Annotated in this window: 34 protein-coding genes; 2 read left to right on the forward strand and 32 right to left on the reverse strand. The window is 58.8% G+C overall.

What is annotated here, in order from left to right; translation table 11 throughout:
• Positions 1 to 129: 129 nt before the first annotated feature.
• The gene (locus P9250_RS17165; protein WP_250509583.1) at positions 130 to 789 is read right to left on the reverse strand and encodes a cytochrome c; all 660 of its coding nucleotides are present in this window, start codon (positions 787 to 789) and stop codon (positions 130 to 132) included.
• A gap of 298 nt (positions 790 to 1087) precedes the next feature.
• On the opposite strand from P9250_RS17165, the gene yihA reads away from it, so the two are divergent.
• On the forward strand, positions 1088 to 1741 hold the full coding sequence (yihA, locus tag P9250_RS17170) for a ribosome biogenesis GTP-binding protein YihA/YsxC (protein WP_244828132.1): 654 nt from the start codon (positions 1088 to 1090) through the stop codon (positions 1739 to 1741).
• A 252-nt stretch (positions 1742 to 1993) separates the two neighbouring features.
• The gene (hemB, locus tag P9250_RS17175) at positions 1994 to 2992 is read left to right on the forward strand and encodes a porphobilinogen synthase (protein ID WP_310394305.1); all 999 of its coding nucleotides are present in this window, start codon (positions 1994 to 1996) and stop codon (positions 2990 to 2992) included.
• 36 nt (positions 2993 to 3028) lie between these two features.
• On the opposite strand, the gene dsbD is transcribed toward hemB, so the two are convergent.
• The 31 genes from dsbD to rpsJ all read right to left on the reverse strand — a co-directional run bounded on the left by dsbD (position 3029) and on the right by rpsJ (position 20027).
• The gene (dsbD, locus tag P9250_RS17180) at positions 3029 to 4867 is read right to left on the reverse strand and encodes a protein-disulfide reductase DsbD (RefSeq protein ID WP_310394307.1); all 1839 of its coding nucleotides are present in this window, start codon (positions 4865 to 4867) and stop codon (positions 3029 to 3031) included.
• Positions 4860 to 5192 carry a divalent-cation tolerance protein CutA gene (gene cutA / locus P9250_RS17185; RefSeq protein WP_309844639.1) on the reverse strand — a complete coding sequence of 111 codons (333 nt, stop codon included), beginning with the start codon at positions 5190 to 5192 and terminating at the stop codon, positions 4860 to 4862. The genes dsbD and cutA overlap by 8 nt, the downstream gene beginning before the upstream one ends.
• Positions 5193 to 5341: 149 nt before the next feature.
• A complete protein-coding gene (gene rplQ / locus P9250_RS17190; protein WP_016346459.1) occupies positions 5342 to 5737 on the reverse strand; it encodes a 50S ribosomal protein L17 in 396 nt (131 codons plus the stop codon).
• A 138-nt stretch (positions 5738 to 5875) separates the two neighbouring features.
• Positions 5876 to 6853: a DNA-directed RNA polymerase subunit alpha gene (locus P9250_RS17195; RefSeq protein WP_244826424.1), complete on the reverse strand. Its 978-nt coding sequence runs from the start codon at positions 6851 to 6853 to the stop codon at positions 5876 to 5878.
• A gap of 146 nt (positions 6854 to 6999) precedes the next feature.
• Positions 7000 to 7623, reverse strand: a complete 624-nt coding sequence (gene rpsD, locus P9250_RS17200) for a 30S ribosomal protein S4 (protein ID WP_244826425.1) — start codon at positions 7621 to 7623, stop codon at positions 7000 to 7002.
• Positions 7624 to 7794: 171 nt separating this feature from the next.
• Positions 7795 to 8199, reverse strand: a complete 405-nt coding sequence (rpsK, locus tag P9250_RS17205) for a 30S ribosomal protein S11 (protein WP_006052224.1) — start codon at positions 8197 to 8199, stop codon at positions 7795 to 7797.
• Between the two features lie 28 nt (positions 8200 to 8227).
• Positions 8228 to 8593 (reverse strand): 30S ribosomal protein S13, encoded by a 366-nt coding sequence (gene rpsM / locus P9250_RS17210; protein WP_061179113.1) that lies wholly within the window; start codon positions 8591 to 8593, stop codon positions 8228 to 8230.
• Between the two features lie 42 nt (positions 8594 to 8635).
• The gene (rpmJ, locus tag P9250_RS17215) at positions 8636 to 8752 is read right to left on the reverse strand and encodes a 50S ribosomal protein L36 (RefSeq protein WP_004199844.1); all 117 of its coding nucleotides are present in this window, start codon (positions 8750 to 8752) and stop codon (positions 8636 to 8638) included.
• 20 nt (positions 8753 to 8772) lie between these two features.
• Positions 8773 to 8991: a translation initiation factor IF-1 gene (gene infA, locus P9250_RS17220; RefSeq protein WP_004521905.1), complete on the reverse strand. Its 219-nt coding sequence runs from the start codon at positions 8989 to 8991 to the stop codon at positions 8773 to 8775.
• 8 nt (positions 8992 to 8999) lie between these two features.
• Positions 9000 to 10346 carry a preprotein translocase subunit SecY gene (secY, locus tag P9250_RS17225; RefSeq protein WP_250465878.1) on the reverse strand — a complete coding sequence of 449 codons (1347 nt, stop codon included), beginning with the start codon at positions 10344 to 10346 and terminating at the stop codon, positions 9000 to 9002.
• Between the two features lie 41 nt (positions 10347 to 10387).
• Entirely contained in the window at positions 10388 to 10822 is a 435-nt protein-coding gene (gene rplO / locus P9250_RS17230) for a 50S ribosomal protein L15 (protein ID WP_244826427.1), read from the reverse strand.
• Between the two features lie 30 nt (positions 10823 to 10852).
• Positions 10853 to 11035, reverse strand: a complete 183-nt coding sequence (rpmD, locus tag P9250_RS17235) for a 50S ribosomal protein L30 (protein ID WP_016346466.1) — start codon at positions 11033 to 11035, stop codon at positions 10853 to 10855.
• A 14-nt stretch (positions 11036 to 11049) separates the two neighbouring features.
• Complete coding sequence (rpsE, locus tag P9250_RS17240) at positions 11050 to 11568, reverse strand: 30S ribosomal protein S5 (RefSeq protein WP_244793886.1); 519 nt, start codon at positions 11566 to 11568, stop codon at positions 11050 to 11052.
• A gap of 14 nt (positions 11569 to 11582) precedes the next feature.
• A complete protein-coding gene (gene rplR, locus P9250_RS17245; RefSeq protein ID WP_035967614.1) occupies positions 11583 to 11948 on the reverse strand; it encodes a 50S ribosomal protein L18 in 366 nt (121 codons plus the stop codon).
• A 12-nt stretch (positions 11949 to 11960) separates the two neighbouring features.
• Positions 11961 to 12494: a 50S ribosomal protein L6 gene (rplF, locus tag P9250_RS17250; RefSeq protein ID WP_244826428.1), complete on the reverse strand. Its 534-nt coding sequence runs from the start codon at positions 12492 to 12494 to the stop codon at positions 11961 to 11963.
• Between the two features lie 19 nt (positions 12495 to 12513).
• Entirely contained in the window at positions 12514 to 12909 is a 396-nt protein-coding gene (gene rpsH / locus P9250_RS17255) for a 30S ribosomal protein S8 (RefSeq protein ID WP_062638157.1), read from the reverse strand.
• A 14-nt stretch (positions 12910 to 12923) separates the two neighbouring features.
• Positions 12924 to 13229 (reverse strand): 30S ribosomal protein S14, encoded by a 306-nt coding sequence (gene rpsN / locus P9250_RS17260; RefSeq protein ID WP_244826429.1) that lies wholly within the window; start codon positions 13227 to 13229, stop codon positions 12924 to 12926.
• 7 nt (positions 13230 to 13236) lie between these two features.
• The gene (rplE, locus tag P9250_RS17265) at positions 13237 to 13776 is read right to left on the reverse strand and encodes a 50S ribosomal protein L5 (protein WP_244826430.1); all 540 of its coding nucleotides are present in this window, start codon (positions 13774 to 13776) and stop codon (positions 13237 to 13239) included.
• A gap of 14 nt (positions 13777 to 13790) precedes the next feature.
• Entirely contained in the window at positions 13791 to 14099 is a 309-nt protein-coding gene (gene rplX / locus P9250_RS17270; protein ID WP_244826431.1) for a 50S ribosomal protein L24, read from the reverse strand.
• Positions 14100 to 14108: 9 nt separating this feature from the next.
• Positions 14109 to 14477: a 50S ribosomal protein L14 gene (rplN, locus tag P9250_RS17275; RefSeq protein WP_006998478.1), complete on the reverse strand. Its 369-nt coding sequence runs from the start codon at positions 14475 to 14477 to the stop codon at positions 14109 to 14111.
• A 299-nt stretch (positions 14478 to 14776) separates the two neighbouring features.
• Positions 14777 to 15049: a 30S ribosomal protein S17 gene (gene rpsQ, locus P9250_RS17280; protein ID WP_008343854.1), complete on the reverse strand. Its 273-nt coding sequence runs from the start codon at positions 15047 to 15049 to the stop codon at positions 14777 to 14779.
• Positions 15046 to 15240, reverse strand: a complete 195-nt coding sequence (gene rpmC / locus P9250_RS17285) for a 50S ribosomal protein L29 (RefSeq protein ID WP_035933103.1) — start codon at positions 15238 to 15240, stop codon at positions 15046 to 15048. The genes rpsQ and rpmC overlap by 4 nt, the downstream gene beginning before the upstream one ends.
• Positions 15241 to 15250: 10 nt before the next feature.
• Positions 15251 to 15667: a 50S ribosomal protein L16 gene (gene rplP, locus P9250_RS17290; protein WP_061170924.1), complete on the reverse strand. Its 417-nt coding sequence runs from the start codon at positions 15665 to 15667 to the stop codon at positions 15251 to 15253.
• Positions 15668 to 15669: 2 nt separating this feature from the next.
• Positions 15670 to 16470 carry a 30S ribosomal protein S3 gene (gene rpsC / locus P9250_RS17295; protein WP_244826432.1) on the reverse strand — a complete coding sequence of 267 codons (801 nt, stop codon included), beginning with the start codon at positions 16468 to 16470 and terminating at the stop codon, positions 15670 to 15672.
• A gap of 11 nt (positions 16471 to 16481) precedes the next feature.
• Complete coding sequence (rplV, locus tag P9250_RS17300; RefSeq protein ID WP_011490054.1) at positions 16482 to 16811, reverse strand: 50S ribosomal protein L22; 330 nt, start codon at positions 16809 to 16811, stop codon at positions 16482 to 16484.
• Between the two features lie 12 nt (positions 16812 to 16823).
• Entirely contained in the window at positions 16824 to 17099 is a 276-nt protein-coding gene (rpsS, locus tag P9250_RS17305) for a 30S ribosomal protein S19 (protein WP_035506764.1), read from the reverse strand.
• 10 nt (positions 17100 to 17109) lie between these two features.
• A complete protein-coding gene (rplB, locus tag P9250_RS17310; protein WP_250509589.1) occupies positions 17110 to 17937 on the reverse strand; it encodes a 50S ribosomal protein L2 in 828 nt (275 codons plus the stop codon).
• A 2-nt stretch (positions 17938 to 17939) separates the two neighbouring features.
• On the reverse strand, positions 17940 to 18254 hold the full coding sequence (rplW, locus tag P9250_RS17315; RefSeq protein ID WP_008343846.1) for a 50S ribosomal protein L23: 315 nt from the start codon (positions 18252 to 18254) through the stop codon (positions 17940 to 17942).
• Positions 18251 to 18871 carry a 50S ribosomal protein L4 gene (gene rplD / locus P9250_RS17320; protein WP_244826434.1) on the reverse strand — a complete coding sequence of 207 codons (621 nt, stop codon included), beginning with the start codon at positions 18869 to 18871 and terminating at the stop codon, positions 18251 to 18253. The genes rplW and rplD overlap by 4 nt, the downstream gene beginning before the upstream one ends.
• Positions 18871 to 19530, reverse strand: a complete 660-nt coding sequence (rplC, locus tag P9250_RS17325) for a 50S ribosomal protein L3 (RefSeq protein WP_244826435.1) — start codon at positions 19528 to 19530, stop codon at positions 18871 to 18873. The genes rplD and rplC overlap by 1 nt, the downstream gene beginning before the upstream one ends.
• Before the next feature lie 185 nt (positions 19531 to 19715).
• On the reverse strand, positions 19716 to 20027 hold the full coding sequence (gene rpsJ / locus P9250_RS17330) for a 30S ribosomal protein S10 (protein ID WP_006998489.1): 312 nt from the start codon (positions 20025 to 20027) through the stop codon (positions 19716 to 19718).
• Between the last annotated feature and the right edge of the window lie 68 nt (positions 20028 to 20095).

Consider the following 20095-nt stretch of genomic DNA (forward strand, 5'->3'; position numbering starts at 1 on the left):
GTTTTCGCGCCGGCCTCGTTGGACCGGCTGCTTAATGTTTGCTCAGTGGCAACTTATGGGCAACGCTTGGGGCAACTCAGTATCGACGATTACCGGGTTCGATGCCGAAGAACGCATGCCCTGCCCGGATCAATGCAAACCGGCGATGTAATCCGCCACCGCTTTCATCTCCGTTTCGCTCAAACGGGAGGAGATGGCATGCATGGGCTCGCTATTGTTACGCGTGCCTTGCGCGAACGCATTCAACTGCGCCACCGTGTAATCGCCCCACTGCCACGATAGCCGCGGATATTGCACCGGGATACCCATGCCTGTCGCGCCGTGGCACGCCGCGCACGCCGGCACACCCTTGTCCGCGATGCCGCCGCGATAAATCTTCTGCCCGAGCACAACGTCGTTCTTGTCGCGCGCAAAGTTGGGCTTGGCCTTCTGCGACGCAAAGTATGCGGCGACGTTGATCATGTCCTGATCCGACAACGCGCCCGCAATGCCCGCCATGATCGGATTGTTACGCGCCGGCGCCTTGGCTCCCGGCTGCGTCTTGTAATCCTTCAACTGCTTGACGATGTATTCGGCGTGCTGGCCCGCGAGCTTGGGAAACGCCGCGCCAGCGCTGTTGCCATCCGCCGCGTGACACGCCGCGCACACCTGGGTTGCAATGGCCTGACCTCGGGCCACATCCGGCTTTGCCGGTTGCGCGGGCTCCGCCGCGTTTGCTGATGCTGTTATCAATCCACCGAAAGCCGCCGCTGCCTGAATCAACATCAGAGACCTGTACAGTCGGTTCATTCGCGTACCCTGTTTTTCGTCTTGTGAGAATGTGAGGTTCTGCAAAAAACGACGGCGGCAAACCGGGAACGGCCACAACATGACCCGAACGAAAGGGCTCAAAAGACGCCCTTAAAACTGTCTCGCTCCATTGTGGGTGCGCTTGCAACCCGGGTCTTCCGTGCCCGTGCGGATCTTTAAAAAACCGTCGTATTGTACAATAACCCGCTACACGCAAAGACGCCAGTCGGGGCATGCCCAGTATTTGCCGGGTTCTCAAGGCTTCATGTTTTCGCAGCTCTCTCAGTCGACCCGCCAAATGCCATTTCTGCTCCATCAAGCTCGCTTCTTCACCACTGTCAATCACCTTCGTGATCTGCCGCCGACGCCGCAACCTGAAATCGCTTTCGGCGGCCGTTCCAACGCAGGCAAGTCCACTGCGATCAATGTGCTCTGCAATCAGAAGCGGCTCGCGTTCGCCAGCAAGACGCCCGGACGCACGCAGCACATCAACTACTTCTCCGTCGGGCCTGAAGACGAGCCGACCGGCTTTCTGGTCGATCTTCCGGGTTACGGCTATGCAGAAGTGCCAGGCGCCGCAAAGGCGCACTGGCAGCAATTGCTTTCGACGTATCTGCAAAGCCGCGCTCAATTGCGCGGCATGATCCTGATGATGGACTCGCGTCGTCCGCTCACCGAGCTCGACCAGATCATGATCGACTGGTTCGCGCCCACCGGTAAGCCCATTCACGCGCTGCTCACTAAATGCGACAAATTGACGCGACAGGAGATGACCAACGCCCTGCGCGCGACGAAAAAAGCATTCGGCGAGTACAAGGATGCGGGCTATCGCGGTGAATTGAGCGTGCAGCTTTTTTCAGCGCTCAAGCGCACGGGACTGGAAGAAGCGCATGAGCTTATTGAAGGCTGGCTCGCGCCTAAGCAAGCGGCTTCGGAAGACGTCGCGGAGTGAAAATTAACGCGTGCGGCATGAAAAAAACCCGCCGCATGACGGCGGGTTAACAGCCTGATCGAATAACGACAGGCACCCGCTCAGGGAGGAGAAGCGGGGAGTTCAGCGCGAAGCGCCTTACTCGATCGGTATGATATACCATTGTCTCAAAACGTTTCCAGACCGCTCCGAGCGCTTGCCCGGCAAGGCTTCGAGCATTTTCGAAGCGCGTTTTCATCCTCGTCCCCGAAGCACTTCAAACCGAGCCAAGTCATGAGTTTCTATCCCCATCATCGCCCGCGCCGCATGCGCCGCGATGACTTCTCACGCCGTCTGATGCGCGAGAACATCCTCACCACGAACGATCTGATTTATCCCGTGTTCATCGTCGAAGGCACCAACGTGCGGCATGCCGTGCCGTCGATGCCCGGCGTCGAGCGCACGTCCGTCGACTTGTTGATGAGCGTGGCCGAGCAGTGCGTCGAACTGGGCGTGCCCGTGATCTCGCTCTTTCCGGCAATCGAACCGTCGCTGAAAACACCGGATGGACGCGAGGCGATCAATCCCGAAGGTCTGATTCCGCGTGCCGTGCGCGAACTGAAGAAGAACTTCCCGACGCTCGGCGTACTCACCGATGTCGCACTCGACCCGTACACGAGTCACGGCCAGGACGGCGTGCTCGATGAAGAAGGCTACGTGAAGAACGACGAAACGAGCGAGATTCTCGTCGATCAGGCGCGCACCCAGGCGGAAGCAGGCGTGGATATCGTGGCGCCGTCGGACATGATGGACGGGCGCATCGGCGCCATCCGCGAGATGCTGGAAAGCGACGGCCACATCCACACGCGCATCATGGCTTACGCGGCGAAATTCGCATCGGCGTTCTACGGCCCGTTCCGCGATGCCGTCGGCTCCGCCGCGAATCTCGGCAAGGGCAACAAGATGACGTATCAAATGGACCCGGCGAACTCGGATGAAGCGATGCGCGAAGTGCGCATGGACATCGAGGAAGGCGCGGACATGGTGATGGTCAAGCCCGGCATGCCGTATCTCGACATCGTGCGGCGCGTGAAGGACGAGTTCCGCTTTCCGACGTACGCCTATCAGGTGAGCGGCGAGTACGCGATGATCAAGGCCGCCGCGCAAAACGGCTGGCTCGATCACGACAAGACGATGATGGAAGCGCTGCTCGCGTTCAAACGCGCGGGCGCGGATGGCGTCTTGACCTATTTCGCGCTGGATGCCGCGAAGATTTTGCGGGCGCCGAAATAAGTCGTTTCAGGGCGGTGCGCAATGCATCGCCCTTCGTCATCCGTTCGCCGGACTGACTTTATCGAGGCTTTTCAAAAACGTATCCGCCGATTCATAGCCAACCACGCGCGCGACCTCGTTGCCTTGCGCATCGAAAAAGATGATGCCGGGCGGGCCGAACAGCTTGAAGCGCTTGAGCAAGGTCTGATCATCGGTGTTGTTCGCGGTCACGTCCGCACGCAACAGATTGAGTTGCGCGAGACGCGCCTGAACGCGGGCGTCGGAGAAAGTCAGGTTCTCCATTTCCTTGCAGGACACGCACCAGTCGGCGTAAAAGTCGAGCATGGCGGGACGTGCCGCCGATTTCACCGCCGAATCCAGTTCCGTCGATGACTTGACCGGCGCGAAGATCGGCCCCGATGCTCGTGCCGTCGCGCCTGCATTGCTGCCGCCGCGCGCGGCTAGTACGGCTAGCGGGCGCAATGCATCCGTCGATCCCGCCGCGAGACCGACCAGCAACGCCGCCGCCCAGGTGGCAAACGCGGCGCCCAGGCCGCGCCCCAGCCGCTTCCAGACGTTGACCGGCGCGATCGCGCCCGAAGCAAAGAGGCCGAGCGATGCCGCCGCGACCAGCAGCCAAAGCGCGGCGAGCAACATTTGCGCAACGCCACCGATGACCGGCCACACGATCCACAAAGCGGCCGCAAGCAACGCGACGCCGAAGAACACCTTCACGCCGTCCATCCAGGCGCCCGCTCGCGGCAGCACCGACCCCGCGCCGAGACCGATGATCAGCAACGGCACACCAAGCCCGATACCCATGGCGAACAGCGCGGCCCCGCCGAGCACGGCGTTGCCCGTGTGCGCGACAAACGCGAGCACGGCGAAAAGCGGCGCGGTCATGCACGCGCCGACGACGAGCGCCGACAACGCGCCCATCACGGCGACCGCCGCGAACTTACCGCCGCCGCGTTTCTGAGACGCCTCGTTGACGCCGCTTTGCCAGCGCTCCGGCAACGCGATATCGACTCCCGAGATCAGCGCGACCGCGAAAACCGCGAGCAGGATGCCGAACGCGCCCAGCACCCATGGGTTTTGCAGCCACGCGCCGAGGCTTTGACCGACGAGCGCCGCGGCAATCCCAAGCGCGGTATAGACAAGCGCCATGCCGACGACGTACGACACCGACAGCGCAAAGCCACGCGTGCGCGTGACACGCGCGCCTTCGCCGACGATGATCGCGGAAAGAATCGGGATCATCGGATACGAGCAAGGCAACAAGCTCAACACCATGCCCGCCAGAAAGTACAAGCCGACCACAGCGAAGAAGCCGCCGCCTTCGAGCATCGACTGCGCGTAGTCGGCGCTCGTCGCGCGTTCGAACCAGGAATGGGACGACGCAGTGTTTGTCGCTGGAGACGTCGCAGAACCGGCACCGGCAGCTTGCAACGCGTCACCCTTGACGCGATAAACGCGCTCCATCGGCGGATAGCAGATGCCCTGATCCGCGCAACCTTGCGACGTCACCGATAGCTCGAACGGCCCCTTTGCCTGAGTCACCGGGATGCGGATGAGTAGTTCGCCGCGATAGGTTTCGACGTCCTTGTTAAATGTCTGGTCGAAATGAACCTTGCCGGCGGGCAGTTGCGCCGCGCCGATAATCGCCTCGCCGCTTTTGACCGCAAAGGCAAAGCGCTCGCGATACAAGTAGTAGCCATCGGCGATCTTATAACGCACGTCCACTTCGCCCGGCTGTTCGGACGCACTGAACTTGAAGGCGACGGCGGGATCGAGGAAGTCGTCCGCGGCGTGCGCGGCGTTTATCGCCAAAGGCAGAAAGGCGAGCGTCGCGGCCATCATCAGCCAACGCAAAACGAGACGAGGAAGATCAAACATGAAGAGGACGCTGCGTTTCTGCATTGACCCATTGTCCATATCCCGGCGATGCATCGGCCTGCCAGACAAGAATTTCGGGCGTTTCATAAGGATGCGCCGCCGCGACGAAGCGCTGCAATTCGGCGCTGCACGCAAGGCTCGTCTTGAAGAGCAACTGCACTTCCCGCGATGTCTCCAGTGCGCCCTTCCAGTGATATTGCGATTGCACTTCGCCGAGCCTCGTCACGCACGCAGCCAGGCGCGCCTCGAGCACCGCTTGCGCCAACGTGTCGGCAGCGTGTGCATCCGGAACGGTGGTCAGCATAAGGACGACAGGGACATTCACTTCGGGCTCCGGTGCGGCGCGGCACGTGACACTTGTGGATCGGGCCTTATCGTAGCACTCCGCTCACTTCGACGACCGCAACGACTCCGAAGCCCACAATGCAAAAAGGCCAAGCTACGCTTGACCTTTTCGTTCACCACCAACCGAATTTATTCAGCTTCCTGAACTTCTTCGGTTTCTTCGACTTCCGGGCGGTCCATCAGTTGAACCAGCGCCATCGGAGCGTTGTCGCCAACACGGAAACCAAACTTCAGGATGCTGAGGTAGCCACCCGGACGGCTTGCGTAACGCGGGCCGAGGACGTCGAACAGCTTTGCGACGGAGTCACGATCGCGCAGGCGATTGAAAGCCAGACGACGATTTGCCAGCGACGGCTTCTTGCCGAGCGTGATGAGGGGCTCGACGACCTTGCGCAGTTCCTTGGCTTTCGGCAGCGTCGTCTTGATGACTTCGTGCTCGATCAGCGAGTTCGACATATTACGGAGCATTGCCAGACGGTGGCTGCTCGTGCGGTTCAGTTTCCGCAAACCATGCTTATGGCGCATTTCAGTTCCTTAAACGAGTTTTGATCCAGCTCTTCTATTGCGCTCTAAAGTGGCGCACGGGCCGGTCGAAGAAAAAGCAAGACGCGGATTTTAAAGCAAAATCCGCGTCTTTGCCAGTAACGCGATTGACTCTTGCGCTTACTTGTCGAGACCAGCCGGCGGCCAGTTTTCGAGCTTCATGCCGAGCGTCAGACCGCGCGAAGCCAAGACTTCCTTGATTTCGTTCAGCGACTTGCGGCCCAGATTCGGCGTCTTCAGCAGTTCGTTTTCCGTACGCTGGATAAGATCACCGATGTAGTAGATGTTCTCGGCCTTCAGACAGTTCGCCGAGCGAACCGTGAGTTCCAGGTCATCCACCGGGCGCAGCAGGATCGGATCGATCTGCGGCGCACGCGACGGCGCTTCCGCTGCCGCTTCCGTGCCTTCCAGCGCTGCGAAGACCGACAACTGATCGACCAGAATACGCGCCGATTGACGGATCGCTTCCTCCGGCGAGATCACGCCGTTGGTTTCGATGTTCATCACGAGCTTGTCGAGGTCGGTACGCTGTTCGACACGCGCGCTTTCCACGGCATAGCTCACGCGGCGAACCGGCGAGAACGACGCGTCAAGCACGATACGACCGATGATCTTGGCCGATTCCTCGCCATAACGACGCACGTTGCCCGGCACGTAGCCACGGCCCTTTTCAATCTTGATCTGGACGTCGAGCTTGCCGCCCTTCGAGAGATGGGCAATCACGTGACCGGGATTGATGACCTCGCAATCATGCGCGAGTTCGATATCGCCAGCCGTGACGAGGCCTTCGCCTTCCTTGCGCAGCGTCACCGTGACTTCGTCGCGGTTATGCAGCTTGAAGACGACGCCCTTCAGGTTCAACAGCAGGTTGACCACATCCTCTTGCACACCGTCGAGCGTCGAGTATTCGTGCACTACGCCTGCAATCGTCACTTCGGTCGGCGCGTAGCCCACCATCGACGACAACAGCACGCGCCGAAGCGCGTTGCCCAAGGTGTGGCCATAGCCGCGTTCGAACGGCTCCATAACCACTTTCGCATGGCTCTCGCCAAGCGATTCAACTGCAATGATCTTGGGCTTCAACAAACTGGTTTGCATAGGTTTTCCTTTTCAATACCCTCGGCTCGTTACACCGATAAGGCTGACCGGTAACAACCTGAAAAAAACAGCCGAGGCCGCCCTCTTGCCACCGGCAATCAGGGTCCCCGGCTGCCAATCCGGTTACCGCGCGATTAACCGCGCGATTAACGCGAATACAATTCGACGATCAGGCTTTCGTTGATGTCGCCAGCGATATCGCTGCGTTCCGGCATCGACTTGAACGTTCCTTCGAACTTCTTGGCGTCGACCGACACCCAGCTCGGCATACCGCCTTGCTCGGCGAGCGACAGCGCTTCGACGATACGAGCCTGCTTGCGCGACTGCTCACGCACGGAGATGACGTCGCCCGACTTCACTTGCAGTGACGGGATATTCGCGACTTGGCCGTTCACGACGATCGACTTGTGGCTCACGAGCTGACGTGCTTCAGCGCGCGTCGAGCCGAAGCCCATGCGATAAACGACGTTGTCGAGGCGCGATTCGAGCAATTGCAGCAAGTTCTCGCCCGTCGGACCCTTGCGGCGGTCGGCTTCAGCGAAGTAGCGGCGGAACTGACGCTCGAGCACGCCATAGATACGCTTCACTTTTTGCTTTTCGCGCAACTGGGTGCCGTAGTCGGACGTACGTGCGCCCGAAATGCGGCCATGTTGACCAGGCTTGCTGTCGAGCTTGCACTTGTCGGCGAGCGAGCGGCGTGCGCTCTTCAGGAACAGATCGGTGCCTTCACGGCGGGACAGCTTGGCTTTGGGACCGGTATAGCGTGCCACTTTGAATCCTTAAAAATTGATCACGCAAACTTTCGTCTGCGCTAGTTCGAACCCTATAGGCCGAACGGTGGGCTTAGTGAAATGCGCGAAGCAGATGCATAACGCACGAAGCCCGTCGACGCTTTCGCATCGACAGGAAACATGCGGTCGCGAATCAACTGATGCGCGACTTTAGATACGACGACGCTTCGGCGGACGGCAGCCGTTGTGCGGGACCGGCGTCACGTCGGAGATCGCGGTGATCTTGATGCCAAGACCATGCAGCGCGCGCACCGCCGACTCACGGCCAGGGCCAGGGCCCTTGATCCGCACTTCGAGGTTCTTCACGCCGTATTCCATTGCCACGCGGCCAGCCGATTCTGCTGCAACCTGAGCTGCGAAAGGCGTCGACTTACGCGAGCCCTTGAAACCCTGGCCGCCCGAGGTCGCCCATGCCAGCGCGTTACCTTGACGATCGGTGATCGTGATAATGGTGTTGTTGAACGACGCGTGAACGTGAACCACGCCCTCGGCGACGTTCTTCTTGACCTTCTTGCGAACGCGTTGCGCCGCGGAGTTGTTCGAAGCCTTAGCCATTACGTTTTCCTGTAACTGTCAGTTCCGCTTACTTCTTCAGCGATTGCGCTGCACGACGCGGACCCTTGCGAGTACGGGCGTTGGTGCGCGTGCGCTGGCCACGCAGGGGCAGACCCTTGCGATGACGCATGCCGCGGTAGCAACCCAAGTCCATCAGGCGCTTGATGTTCATCGTCACTTCACGGCGCAGATCGCCTTCGACGATGAACTTGCCCACTTCGTCACGCAGCTTTTCGAGGTCTGCGTCGGTGAGGTCCTTGACCTTCTTCGAAAATTCCACACCAGCAGCACTGCAAATGCCGCGGGAACGCGTGCGACCAATGCCGAAGATTGCCGTCAGGCCGATCTCGGTATGCTGGTGATTCGGGATGTTAACCCCTGCGATACGAGCCATTGTTTTTCCTCAAACAAAAAGCGCAAGCAAAAAGCGCGGCGTTCAGCCTTGACGCTGTTTGTGGCGCGGATCAGAGCTGCAAATCACGCGCACAACGCCCTTGCGCTTAATGATCTTGCAATTGCGGCAAATGCGCTTAACCGATGCCATCACTTTCATGATATTACCCTTTTTTCAAATCACTTCGCCCGGAACACGATCCGTGCACGAGACAGATCGTAAGGCGTCAATTCAACCGTAACCTTGTCGCCCGGTAGGATACGGATGTAGTGCATCCGCATCTTTCCGGATATGTGTCCCAGGACGACATGGCCATTTTCCAATTTCACCCGGAAAGTAGCGTTGGGGAGGTTTTCAATGACCTCGCCCTGCATCTGGATTACATCGTCTTTGGCCATAGTCCTAACTAGCGCATCGGGACGTTGCCGCCCTTGAAGTTTGCCTTCTTGAGCAGCGATTCATATTGTTGCGACATAACGTACGACTGCACCTGAGCCATGAAGTCCATCGTGACGACGACAATGATCAGCAGCGACGTTCCACCAAAATAAAACGGCACGTTCCAGCGCAACACCAGAAACTCAGGCAACAAGCACACAAACACGATGTAGATCGCACCGGCCAGCGTCAGACGCGTGAGGATGCGGTCGATGTACCGTGCAGTCTGATCGCCCGGACGAATACCCGGAACGAACGCACCGCTCTTCTTCAAGTTGTCGGCGGTTTCCCTGCTGTTGAACACCAACGCGGTGTAGAAGAAGCAGAAGAACACGATAGCCAACGCATACAGCAGCACGTACACAGGTTGACCGGGCTTGAGGGCTTCAGCCACGCTGTGCAGCGTGTTCGCGAACCAGCCGGTACGCGTTCCCGAACTGAACCAGTTCAGGATGGTTGCCGGGAAGAGAATGATCGACGACGCGAAGATCGGCGGAATCACACCCGACATGTTCAGCTTCAGCGGCAGATGTGACGACTGTCCACCGTAAATCTTGTTACCGACCTGGCGCTTCGCATAGTTCACGAGGATCTTGCGCTGACCGCGTTCGATGAACACGACCAGATACGTAACCGCCGCGATCAACGCGACGATGATGATCGCCGAGATGATGCTCATCGAACCAGTGCGAACCAGCTCGAACAGACCGCCGATTGCATTCGGAAAGCCTGCCGCGATACCACCGAAAATGATGATCGAGATGCCGTTGCCGAGACCGCGCTCCGTGATCTGCTCACCAAGCCACATCAGGAACATCGTGCCCGTTACCAGCGTGACCACCGTCGTCAGCCGGAACACCATGCCGGGATCCAATACCAGGCCGGGCTGATTTTCCAGCGCCACCGCGATACCGAAAGCCTGGAAGGTTGCCAGAACCACCGTGAAGATCCGCGTGTACTGCGTGATCTTTCGTTGACCTGCCTGTCCTTCCTTCTTCAACGCCTCCATTTGCGGCGACACGATCGACAACAACTGCATGATGATCGAGGCCGAAATGTAGGGCATGATGCCCAACGCGAAAATCGTGAATCGTGACAGCGCGCCACCCGAGAACATGTTGAACATGCCAAGGATGCCGCCCGACTGGCTTTGGAACAACTTCGCCAGCTGATCCGGATCGATGCCGGGAACCGGAATATGCGCACCAATGCGGTAGACAACCAACGCCAGCAGCAGGAACACTGCACGCCGACGCAGATCGCCAAATTTCGCCGCGCTTCGACCGGGTTTTGCGAGACTCGGGCTGTTAGCCAAGAACCTTCTCCGATGCTAGTGCTAGTAACGGCGAAATCGCGTTACTCGGCGAACGAGCCGCCAGCGGCTTCGATTGCTGCACGGGCGCCCTTCGTTGCCGTCAGACCCTTCACCGTGACCTTGCGGGTGATCTCGCCGGTCTTGATGATCTTCGCGCTCTTGATGAGCTCGCCGACCAGACCCGCTTGCTTCAAAGCCAACAGATCGATTTCGTCGACCGGCAACTTCTCGAGATCAGCCAGGCGCACTTGACCGACGAATTCCTTCGTCAGCGAAGTGAAGCCGCGCTTCGGCAGACGACGCTGCAGAGGCATCTGACCGCCTTCGAAGCCGACTTTGTGAAAGCCGCCCGAACGCGATTTCTGACCCTTGTGGCCGCGACCTGCAGTCTTGCCGAGGCCCGAACCGATGCCACGACCGACGCGACGCTTAGCGTGCTTCGCGCCTTCTGCCGGCTTCAGGTTATTCAATTCCATGTTCAACTCCTTGGATCCTAGTCGGCGGCCTTAGCCGATGACCTTAACGAGGTACGAAACCTTGTTGATCATCCCGCGCACTGCCGGCGTGTCCTGCAGCTCGCTCACCGAGTTGAGGCGACGCAGGCCGAGGCCACGCACCGTAGCGCGGTGCGTTTCGCGGGTCCCGATCAGGCTCTTGACGAGCTGAATCTTGACAGTTTTCTCAGACATGATGACCTCGAGGCTTAGCCCAAAATATCTTCGACGGACTTGCCGCGCTTCGCCGCGATGTCGCCCGGCGTGGACTGCTTACGCAGACCGTCGAGCGTTGCACGAACGAGATTGTACGGGTTCGTCGAACCGTGGCTCTTGGCCACCACGTTCTGCACGCCCATCACGTCGAACACTGCGCGCATCGGGCCGCCTGCGATCACGCCAGTACCGTCCTTCGCCGGAGCGAGGAGGACTGCGGAAGCGCCATGCTTACCGTGCACTTCGTGTTGCAACGTACCGTTCTTGAGCGGCACCTTGAACATGTTGCGGCGGGCTTGCTCCATTGCCTTTTGAACGGCGACCGGAACTTCCTTCGCTTTGCCCTTGCCCATGCCGACGCGGCCATCACCGTCGCCAACCACGGTCAGTGCGGCGAAACCGAGAATCCGGCCACCCTTCACGACCTTGGTCACGCGGTTGACCGAAATCATCTTTTCGCGCAGGCCGTCGTCGCGTTCGTCAGCCTGAACTTTCGCTTGCATCTTTGCCATGACGAATTCTTCCCTTAGAACTTGAGCCCGGCTTCGCGCGCGGCATCAGCCAGCGCTTTCACGCGGCCGTGGTAGCGGAAACCCGAGCGGTCAAAGGCGACGGATTCGATGCCGGCAGCCTTAGCCTTTTCGGCAATACGCTTGCCGATCAGGGTTGCAGCGTTGATATTGCCGCCCTTGCCCGACTTGTCAGCCAGTTCAGCGCGCACTTCGGCTTCCAGCGTCGAGGCGCTTGCAAGCACCTTCGTGCCGCATGCCGAGAACACTTGCGCGTAGATATGCGTATTCGTGCGATGCACGGCGAGACGCGCGACCTGCAGCTCAGCGATCTTGATACGCGTCTGACGAGCGCGGCGCAGGCGAGATTGAGTCTTATCCATGATTGCGCACCCTTACTTCTTCTTCGTTTCTTTGAGGATCACGACCTCGTCGGCATAACGCACGCCCTTGCCCTTATAGGGCTCCGGCGGACGATAGCCACGAACTTCCGCCGCGACTTGGCCGACTTTCTGCTTGTCGATCCCCTTGATCACGATTTCGGTCTGCGTCGGGGTTTCAGCCTTGACGCCTTCCGGCATCTGGTGCACCACGGGGTGCGAGAAACCCAGCGACAGATTCAGCTTGTCGCCTTGCGCTTGTGCACGATAACCGACGCCAACCAGCGTCAGTTTGCGTTCGAAACCCTTAGTGACGCCATGCACCATGTTCGCCACCAGGGCGCGCATCGTGCCGGACATCGCGTTCGCTTCGCGGCTTTCGTCAGCCGGCGCGAAATTCAACGTACCATTGTCGTTCGCCACGCTCACCAGCGGATTGCCCGCTTGCGAAATCGTGCCGAGCGGACCCTTGACGGTGATGACGTCGCCCTTGACGGCCACTTCGGCGCCTTGCGGCAACGCGATCGGGCTCTTACCTACTCGAGACATGTTTCTTCTCCCTTCGGCGTTAAGCGACGTAGCAGATGACTTCGCCACCGACGCCGGTCTGGCGCGCCTTGCGGTCAGTCATCACACCCTTCGGCGTCGAGACGATTGCAACGCCCAGGCCATTCATCACCTGAGGAATGTCGTTGCGCCCGCGATACACGCGCAGACCGGGCTTCGAGACGCGCTCGAGGCGCTCGATAACCGGACGGCCAGCGTAGTACTTCAACGCGATGTTCAATTCCGACTTCGCACCTTCAGCCTTCACTGCGAAATCGTCGATATAACCTTCGTCCTTCAAAACCTGCGCAATCGCAACCTTGACTTTCGACGAGGGCATAGTCACCGAAACCTTCTCAACCATCTGCGCATTGCGGATGCGAGTCAGCATATCGGCGATAGGATCACTCATGCTCATTTATGTTTCTCCTATTACCAGCTCGCCTTGGTGAGGCCAGGGATTTCACCGCGGAATGCGATTTCGCGGATCTTGCTACGCGCGAGTCCGAACTTGCGGAACGTGCCGCGAGGACGACCCGTGATCGCGCAGCGGTTACGCTTGCGAGTAGGGTTCGAGTTACGCGGCAATTGTTGCAGCGCGAGACGGGCGATATAGCGTTCTTCGTCCGACTTGCTTGCGTCGTCGATCACAGCCTTCAGCTCAGCACGCTTCGGAGCGTACTTGGCTGCGAGGCGTGCGCGCTTCTTTTCACGTTCGATCAGTGCCAGTTTAGCCACGGTAACCTCAGTTTCTGAACGGGAACTTGAAGCCGGCGAGCAGCGCCTTTGCTTCGTCGTCACTCTTCGCGGTGGTCGTGATGCTGATGTTCAGCCCACGCAGCGCGTCGATCTTGTCGTAGTCAATTTCGGGGAAAATGATCTGCTCTTTCACACCGATGTTGTAGTTACCACGACCGTCGAATGCACGGCCCGAGACGCCACGGAAGTCGCGCACACGGGGGAGCGCAACCGTCACGAAGCGGTCCAGGAATTCGTACATCGCTTGACCGCGCAGCGTAACCATCGCGCCGATCGGGTAGCCTTGACGAATCTTGAAGCCCGCGATTGCCTTGCGCGCCTTCGTGATAACCGGCTTTTGGCCAGCGATCTTCGTCAGGTCGCCCACGGCGTTTTCGATAATCTTCTTGTCAGCGACCGCTTCGCCAAGACCCATGTTGAGGGTGATCTTGGTGATGCGCGGCACTTCCATGATGGACTTGTAGCCGAACTTTTCAACCAGTTGCGGCACAACCGTTTCTTTGTAAATTTCTTGCAGACGAGCCATTTTTTAACTCCGCGTCAGGCGTTAAGCGTGGCGCCGGTCGACTTCAAGAAGCGAACCTTCTTTCCATCTTCGACCTTGATGCCCACACGCGACGCCTTGCCATTCGCGTCGACCAATGCGACGTTCGAAATATGCAGCGGCATCGTTTTGGCTTCCACACCGCCCGTCGTACCCTTCATCGGGTTCGGCTTCACATGCTTCTTGACGAGGTTGATACCCTCGACCGTGACATGCTCTTCCGCAACGACCAGCACGGTACCGCGCTTGCCTTTGTCCTTGCCGGTAGTGACGATAACTTCGTCACCCTTGCGAATCTTGTTCATCGCGACTCCTTACAGCACTTCCGGCGCGAGCGAAACGATCTTCATGAATCGTTCGCTACGCAGTTCACGCGTCACCGGCCCGAAAATACGCGTGCCGATCGGCTCGAGCTTCGTGTTCAACAGTACGGCGGCATTGCCGTCGAACTTGATGAGCGAGCCATCCTGGCGACGCACGCCCTTGGCCGTGCGAACGACCACGGCGTTATAAATTTCGCCCTTCTTTACGCGTCCGCGCGGCGTCGCTTCCTTGACGGTCACCTTGATGATGTCGCCAATGCTAGCGTAACGACGCTTCGAACCGCCGAGCACCTTGATGCACATGACTTCACGCGCACCCGTGTTGTCGGCCACTTCAAGCCGAGTTTCGGTCTGGATCATGGTTTATCTTTCCCAACTTAATCCGGTCACACCACCATGGCGCATCCGGTCAGTCTTGGTCCCGTCAGCCAATCGGCTGCTTGGGTTAGAACAGGCAGCGAGGGCAGACGAAACCCGCCATCGCAATCCGGTGAATCTGTCGACTCAGGCTGGCGCCTGAACCGGCTTCCCCCACCAGTTTCGCCCGCGACGGGGCTCCCACAAAGAGGGAAGACCGAGATTATAACAAATAATCTCGGTCTTGCAAGCGAAACTTACTGCGACACTAGTTACTGCATCGCGGCACTACAACTACAGACTTAGATCACGCGCGCCGCTTCAACCAACTTCGACACAACCCAAGCCTTCGTCTTCGAAATCGGACGAGTTTCCTGGATTTCGACGAGATCGCCTTCGTTGTACGTATTGGCGTCATCATGCGCGTGGTACTTCTTCGAACGCACGACGTACTTGCCGTAGATCGGATGCTTCACGCGGTGCTCGACCAGAACGGTGACCGTCTTGTCCATCTTGTTGCTGACGACCTTGCCGACCAGCGTCCGCTTGAGCGAGGTTTTTACGCTATCGTTCATTTCTGGTTCGCCTTCTCAGTCAGGACGGTCCGCACACGTGCGATGTCGCGACGAACCTTCTTCAGCTGGCTCGTGTTCGTGAGCTGCTGGGTCGCGAGTTGCATGCGCAGGCCGAATTGCGCCTTCAGCAGGTCCGTCAGCTCTTTGTTGAGCGCGGCCTGGTCTTTCTGGTGAAGTTCAGATGCCTTCATCATTTACTCCTTAGGCGCCGAGCTGACGCACGACGAAGTACGTCTTAAGCGGCAGCTTGGCTGCAGCCAGACGGAACGCTTCGCGCGCCAGTTCTTCGGTGACACCGTCCATTTCGTACAGCATCTTGCCCGGTTGAATTTCAGCGACGTAGTACTCCGGGTTACCCTTACCATTACCCATACGTACTTCTGCCGGCTTCTGCGAAATCGGCTTGTCTGGGAAAATGCGGATCCAGATCCGGCCACCACGCTTGATGTGACGCGTCATTGCACGACGCGCGGCTTCGATTTGACGCGCGGTCAAACGGCCGCGACCGATAGCCTTCAGACCGTATTCACCGAACGACACCGCGTTGCCGCGCGTCGCCTTGCCGGTGTTACGACCTTTCTGCTCTTTGCGATACTTTCTGCGTTTCGGTTGCAGCATCGTTATTCTCCACTCTTCGCGTCACCGCCAGCGCCGCCACGACGGGGACCGCCGCGACGAGCACCTGCCGGAGCGCCTTCGCCATCACGACGCGGACGGCGATCGCCACCCGGACGTGCGTTGCGGCGCGGACGCTTGTCTTCCGCCACTTCTTCCACCACCGGTGCTTCATTACGGCCCAGCGTGTCGCCCTTGTAGACCCACACCTTCACGCCGATGATGCCGTACGTGGTTTTCGCTTCCGACGTTGCGTAGTCGATGTCGGCACGCAGCGTATGGAGGGGCACGCGACCTTCGCGATACCACTCGGTACGAGCGATTTCGATACCGTTAAGACGGCCCGCGCTCATGATCTTGATACCTTGCGCGCCAAGGCGCATGGCATTCTGCATCGCACGCTTCATCGCGCGACGGAACATGATCCGGCGTTCGAGCTGTTGCGTGATCGAGTCAGCGATCAGCTGAGCATCGGTTTCCGGCTTCCGAATTTCTTCGATGTTGACGTGAACCGGAACGCCCATGCGCTTCTGCAGTTCAGCCTTCAACAGTTCGATGTCTTCGCCCTTCTTGCCGATGACAACGCCCGGACGCGAGCTATAAATTGTGATACGCGCGTTCTTTGCCGGACGCTCGATGATGACGCGACCAACAGAAGCGTTCTTCAGCTTCTTCTTCAGGTACTCACGAACACCGATGTCTTCCTGGAGCATCGCCGCGAAGTTGCTGTTGTTCGCATACCAGCGCGAAGCCCAGTTGCGGCTGACGGCCAAACGGAAGCCAGTCGGATGAATTTTTTGTCCCATCGTATGGCTCCTTAATTCCCGACCGTCACAGTGATGTGACAGGATTGCTTCTCGATGCGGTTACCACGACCCTTAGCGCGTGCGGTAAAACGCTTCAACGAAGCAGCCTTGTCGATATAGATGCTCGTGATCTTGAGCTCATCGATATCGGCGCCTTCGTTGTGTTCCGCATTCGCGATCGCAGACAGCACGACCTTCTTGACGATACCCGCCGCCTTCTTCGGCGAGAACGTCAGAACGTTCAGCGCCTTGTCGACCGGCAAACCACGAATCTGGTCAGCCACAAGGCGCGTTTTCTGCGCCGAGATGCGGGCACCGCGATGAATTGCTTTCACTTCCATCTTGATAGCCCCTTATTTCTTGGCCTTCTTGTCGGCCGCGTGACCCTTGAACGTACGGGTCAATGCGAACTCGCCAAGCTTGTGGCCGACCATGTTTTCCGTGACATACACCGGAACGTGCTGACGGCCGTTGTGAACAGCGATCGTCAGACCGATGAAGTCCGGGAGAATCGTCGAGCGACGCGACCAGGTCTTGATCGGCTTCTTGTCGCGCGTAGCTGCAGCCGACTCAACTTTCTTCAGCAAATGAGCGTCGCAGAACGGACCTTTTTTAGCAGAACGTGTCATTGCCTACTCCTTAACGCTTGTGACGGCGCTGGACGATCATCGTCGTCGTGCGCTTGTTGCTACGGGTGCGATAACCCTTAGTCGGCGTGCCCCACGGGCTCACCGGATCGCGACCTGCAGCCGTCTTGCCTTCACCACCGCCGTGCGGGTGATCGACCGGGTTCATTGCAACGCCGCGCACCGTCGGACGGATACCACGCCAGCGGTTCGCGCCAGCCTTACCGATTTGACGGAGGCTATGCTCTTCGTTGCCCACTTCACCGATCGTTGCGCGGCACTCGACGTGCACGCGGCGAATTTCGCCCGAACGCAGACGAACCTGCGCGTAGACGCCTTCGCGCGCCAGCAGCATCGCGGACGTACCAGCCGAACGCGCGATTTGCGCACCCTTGCCCGGCAGCATTTCGATGCAGTGGATCGTGGTACCGACCGGAATGTTGCGGATCGGCAGCGTGTTGCCTGCGCGGATCGGCGCTTCCGAACCGGACATGAGCTGCGTACCAACGATCACGCCCTTCGGCGCGATGATGTAGCGACGCTCACCGTCTGCGTACAGAACCAGCGCGATGTTCGCGCTACGGTTCGGGTCGTACTCAAGACGCTCGACCTTTGCCGGAATGCCGTCCTTGTTGCGACGGAAGTCGACGATACGGTAGTGCTGCTTATGACCACCGCCCTTATGACGCGTGGTGATGCGGCCGTTGTTGTTACGGCCGGCGGTCACGGACTGCGAATCGAGCAGCGCCGCAAACGGCTTGCCCTTATGCAGATCCTTGTTGACCACCTTGACCATCGCGCGGCGACCCGGCGAAGTCGGCTTAACTTTAACGATTGCCATGATTACTTGGCCTCCGCTTCAAAGTTGATTTCCTGGCCGGGCTTCAAGCAGACGTATGCCTTCTTCACGTCCTTGCGCTTGCCGTTGAAGCGGCCAAAGCGCTTGGCTTTACCCTTCGTGACGAGCACGTTGACGGAATTGACTTCGACCTTGAACAGCAGCTCGACAGCAGCCTTTACTTCCTGCTTCGTGGCGTCCGGGGCGACTTCGAACACGACTTGTTCGTTCTTGTCGGCCACCAGCGTCGCCTTTTCGGAGATCACCGGCGCGAGCAGAACTTGCATCAAACGATGATCGTTTTTGCGAATCTCGCTCATGACAGCAACTCCTCGATCTGAGCGACCGCAGCCTTCGTGATCAGAATCTTCTTGAAGTAGATCAGCGAGAGCGGGTCGGCGTAACGCGGCTCGACAACGGCCACGTGGGCCAGATTGCGCGACGCGAGGTACAGGTTCTCGTCGACCGTATCGGTGATGACCAACACGGAATCGAGACCCATCGCCTTGAATTTATCGGCCAACAGCTTGGTCTTCGGCGCTTCGAGCGCGAGGTCTTCGACCACCGAGATACGGCCTTCACGAGCCAATTGCGAGAAGATCGAGCAGAGACCTGCGCGATGCATCTTCTTGTTGACCTTGTGCGAGAAGTTTTCTTCCGGCGAATTCGGGAAGATACGACCACCGCCACGCCACAACGGGCTTGACGACATACCGGCACGAGCGCGACCCGTACCTTTCTGACGCCACGGCTTCTTGGTGGTGTGCTTCACCTGCTCACGATCCTTCTGAGCGCGGTTGCCGCTACGTGCATTGGCTTGATAAGCCACGACGACCTGGTGAATCAGGGCTTCGTTGTAATCGCGACCGAACACGACGTCCGATGCGTTCACGCCAGCAGCTTCCTGACCATTGGCATTCAGGAGCTTAAGTTCCATTATTTCGCTCCTTTCACAGCACGCGTCTTGACGGCCGGCGTCACGAATACCTTGCCGCCCTTCGCACCCGGAACCGCGCCGCGGACCAGCAGCAGATTACGGTCGGCGTCGATGCGAGCGATTTCGAGATTCTGAACCGTGACGGTTTCGTCACCGAGGTGACCCGTCATGCGCTTACCCGGGAACACACGACCCGGATCCTGCGCCATACCGATCGAACCCGGAACGTTGTGCGAACGCGAGTTACCGTGCGAGGCACGACCTGAGGCGAAGTTGTAACGCTTGATGGTACCGGCGTAGCCCTTACCAATCGACGTGCCTTGCACGTCGACCTTCTGGCCAACTTCGAAAATGTCCGTACCGATCACAGCGCCGTTCGCCAATTCGGCGGCCTTCGCGGATTCGATCTGGAATTCTTTGAGGATTTCACCAGCTTGAACGCCAGCTTTGGCGAGGTGACCCGCCAGCGGCTTCGTCACGCGCGATGCGCGGCGAGCACCGAATGCAACCTGAACGGCGGTATAACCATCCGTTTCAACGGTCTTGATCTGCGTCACGCGGTTGTCCGACACGTCCAGCACGGTGACGGGAATCGAGTCCCCTTCAGGCGTGAAGATACGGGTCATGCCAACCTTGCGACCTACGAGTCCAAGGCTCATCGTTTTCTCCATTCCCGACTGCGATTGGTCGGGGCTGATTACAAAATGTCCACTTCGTTACGAGAAACTGGGCGGACTTTTTTGCGCAAGTGCGCGAAAAGCCTTGGAGTATAACAAGGCTTTCCGTTTTCTGCAAGCAATCAAAGACTTAGCTTCACCCGAAAACCCGGCGAAGCTTTAGAGGCTTACTGCAGCTTGATTTCGACGTCGACGCCAGCCGGCAAGTCGAGCTTCATCAGCGCGTCGACCGTCTTGTCAGTCGGATCGACGATGTCCATCAGGCGCTGATGCGTACGGATTTCGAGCTGATCGCGCGACGTCTTGTTGACGTGCGGCGAACGCAAAATGTCAAAGCGCTGAATGCGCGTCGGCAGCGGCACCGGGCCACGGACGATTGCACCAGTCCGCTTCGCCGTATCGACGATTTCGGCTGCCGATTGATCGATCAAGCGATAGTCGAATGCTTTCAGACGGATACGGATTTTTTGGTTCTGCATGACAATTCCTTAAAAGAGCGAGGCGATGTTGCACCGCCGATTTGGCAAAAGAGCGAGAGACCGGGCAT

The organism is Caballeronia sp. LP006 (assembly GCF_031450995.1).
Taxonomy (GTDB): Bacteria; Pseudomonadota; Gammaproteobacteria; order Burkholderiales; family Burkholderiaceae; genus Caballeronia.

Bases quoted from the DNA above. Each gene is read 5' to 3' on its own strand.
- P9250_RS17165 (WP_250509583.1), bottom strand. From the start codon at position 789: ATGAACCGACTGTACAGGTCTCTGATGTTGATTCAGGCAGCGGCGGCT.
- yihA (WP_244828132.1), top strand. From the start codon at position 1,088: ATGCCATTTCTGCTCCATCAAGCTCGCTTCTTCACCACTGTCAATCAC.
- hemB (WP_310394305.1), top strand. From the start codon at position 1,994: ATGAGTTTCTATCCCCATCATCGCCCGCGCCGCATGCGCCGCGATGAC.
- dsbD (WP_310394307.1), bottom strand. From the start codon at position 4,867: ATGTTTGATCTTCCTCGTCTCGTTTTGCGTTGGCTGATGATGGCCGCG.
- rplQ (WP_016346459.1), bottom strand. From the start codon at position 5,737: ATGCGCCATAAGCATGGTTTGCGGAAACTGAACCGCACGAGCAGCCAC.
- P9250_RS17195 (WP_244826424.1), bottom strand. From the start codon at position 6,853: ATGCAAACCAGTTTGTTGAAGCCCAAGATCATTGCAGTTGAATCGCTT.
- rpsK (WP_006052224.1), bottom strand. From the start codon at position 8,199: ATGGCTAAGGCTTCGAACAACTCCGCGGCGCAACGCGTTCGCAAGAAG.
- rpsM (WP_061179113.1), bottom strand. From the start codon at position 8,593: ATGGCTCGTATCGCAGGGGTTAACATCCCGAATCACCAGCATACCGAG.
- rpmJ (WP_004199844.1), bottom strand. From the start codon at position 8,752: ATGAAAGTGATGGCATCGGTTAAGCGCATTTGCCGCAATTGCAAGATC.
- infA (WP_004521905.1), bottom strand. From the start codon at position 8,991: ATGGCCAAAGACGATGTAATCCAGATGCAGGGCGAGGTCATTGAAAAC.
- rplO (WP_244826427.1), bottom strand. From the start codon at position 10,822: ATGGAATTGAATAACCTGAAGCCGGCAGAAGGCGCGAAGCACGCTAAG.
- rpmD (WP_016346466.1), bottom strand. From the start codon at position 11,035: ATGTCTGAGAAAACTGTCAAGATTCAGCTCGTCAAGAGCCTGATCGGG.
- rpsE (WP_244793886.1), bottom strand. From the start codon at position 11,568: ATGGCAAAGATGCAAGCGAAAGTTCAGGCTGACGAACGCGACGACGGC.
- rplR (WP_035967614.1), bottom strand. From the start codon at position 11,948: ATGGATAAGACTCAATCTCGCCTGCGCCGCGCTCGTCAGACGCGTATC.
- rplF (WP_244826428.1), bottom strand. From the start codon at position 12,494: ATGTCTCGAGTAGGTAAGAGCCCGATCGCGTTGCCGCAAGGCGCCGAA.
- rpsH (WP_062638157.1), bottom strand. From the start codon at position 12,909: ATGAGCATGAGTGATCCTATCGCCGATATGCTGACTCGCATCCGCAAT.
- rplE (WP_244826430.1), bottom strand. From the start codon at position 13,776: ATGGCTCGTCTGCAAGAAATTTACAAAGAAACGGTTGTGCCGCAACTG.
- rplX (WP_244826431.1), bottom strand. From the start codon at position 14,099: ATGAACAAGATTCGCAAGGGTGACGAAGTTATCGTCACTACCGGCAAG.
- rplN (WP_006998478.1), bottom strand. From the start codon at position 14,477: ATGATCCAGACCGAAACTCGGCTTGAAGTGGCCGACAACACGGGTGCG.
- rpsQ (WP_008343854.1), bottom strand. From the start codon at position 15,049: ATGAACGATAGCGTAAAAACCTCGCTCAAGCGGACGCTGGTCGGCAAG.
- rpmC (WP_035933103.1), bottom strand. From the start codon at position 15,240: ATGAAGGCATCTGAACTTCACCAGAAAGACCAGGCCGCGCTCAACAAA.
- rplP (WP_061170924.1), bottom strand. From the start codon at position 15,667: ATGCTGCAACCGAAACGCAGAAAGTATCGCAAAGAGCAGAAAGGTCGT.
- rpsC (WP_244826432.1), bottom strand. From the start codon at position 16,470: ATGGGACAAAAAATTCATCCGACTGGCTTCCGTTTGGCCGTCAGCCGC.
- rplV (WP_011490054.1), bottom strand. From the start codon at position 16,811: ATGGAAGTGAAAGCAATTCATCGCGGTGCCCGCATCTCGGCGCAGAAA.
- rpsS (WP_035506764.1), bottom strand. From the start codon at position 17,099: ATGACACGTTCTGCTAAAAAAGGTCCGTTCTGCGACGCTCATTTGCTG.
- rplB (WP_250509589.1), bottom strand. From the start codon at position 17,937: ATGGCAATCGTTAAAGTTAAGCCGACTTCGCCGGGTCGCCGCGCGATG.
- rplW (WP_008343846.1), bottom strand. From the start codon at position 18,254: ATGAGCGAGATTCGCAAAAACGATCATCGTTTGATGCAAGTTCTGCTC.
- rplD (WP_244826434.1), bottom strand. From the start codon at position 18,871: ATGGAACTTAAGCTCCTGAATGCCAATGGTCAGGAAGCTGCTGGCGTG.
- rplC (WP_244826435.1), bottom strand. From the start codon at position 19,530: ATGAGCCTTGGACTCGTAGGTCGCAAGGTTGGCATGACCCGTATCTTC.
- rpsJ (WP_006998489.1), bottom strand. From the start codon at position 20,027: ATGCAGAACCAAAAAATCCGTATCCGTCTGAAAGCATTCGACTATCGC.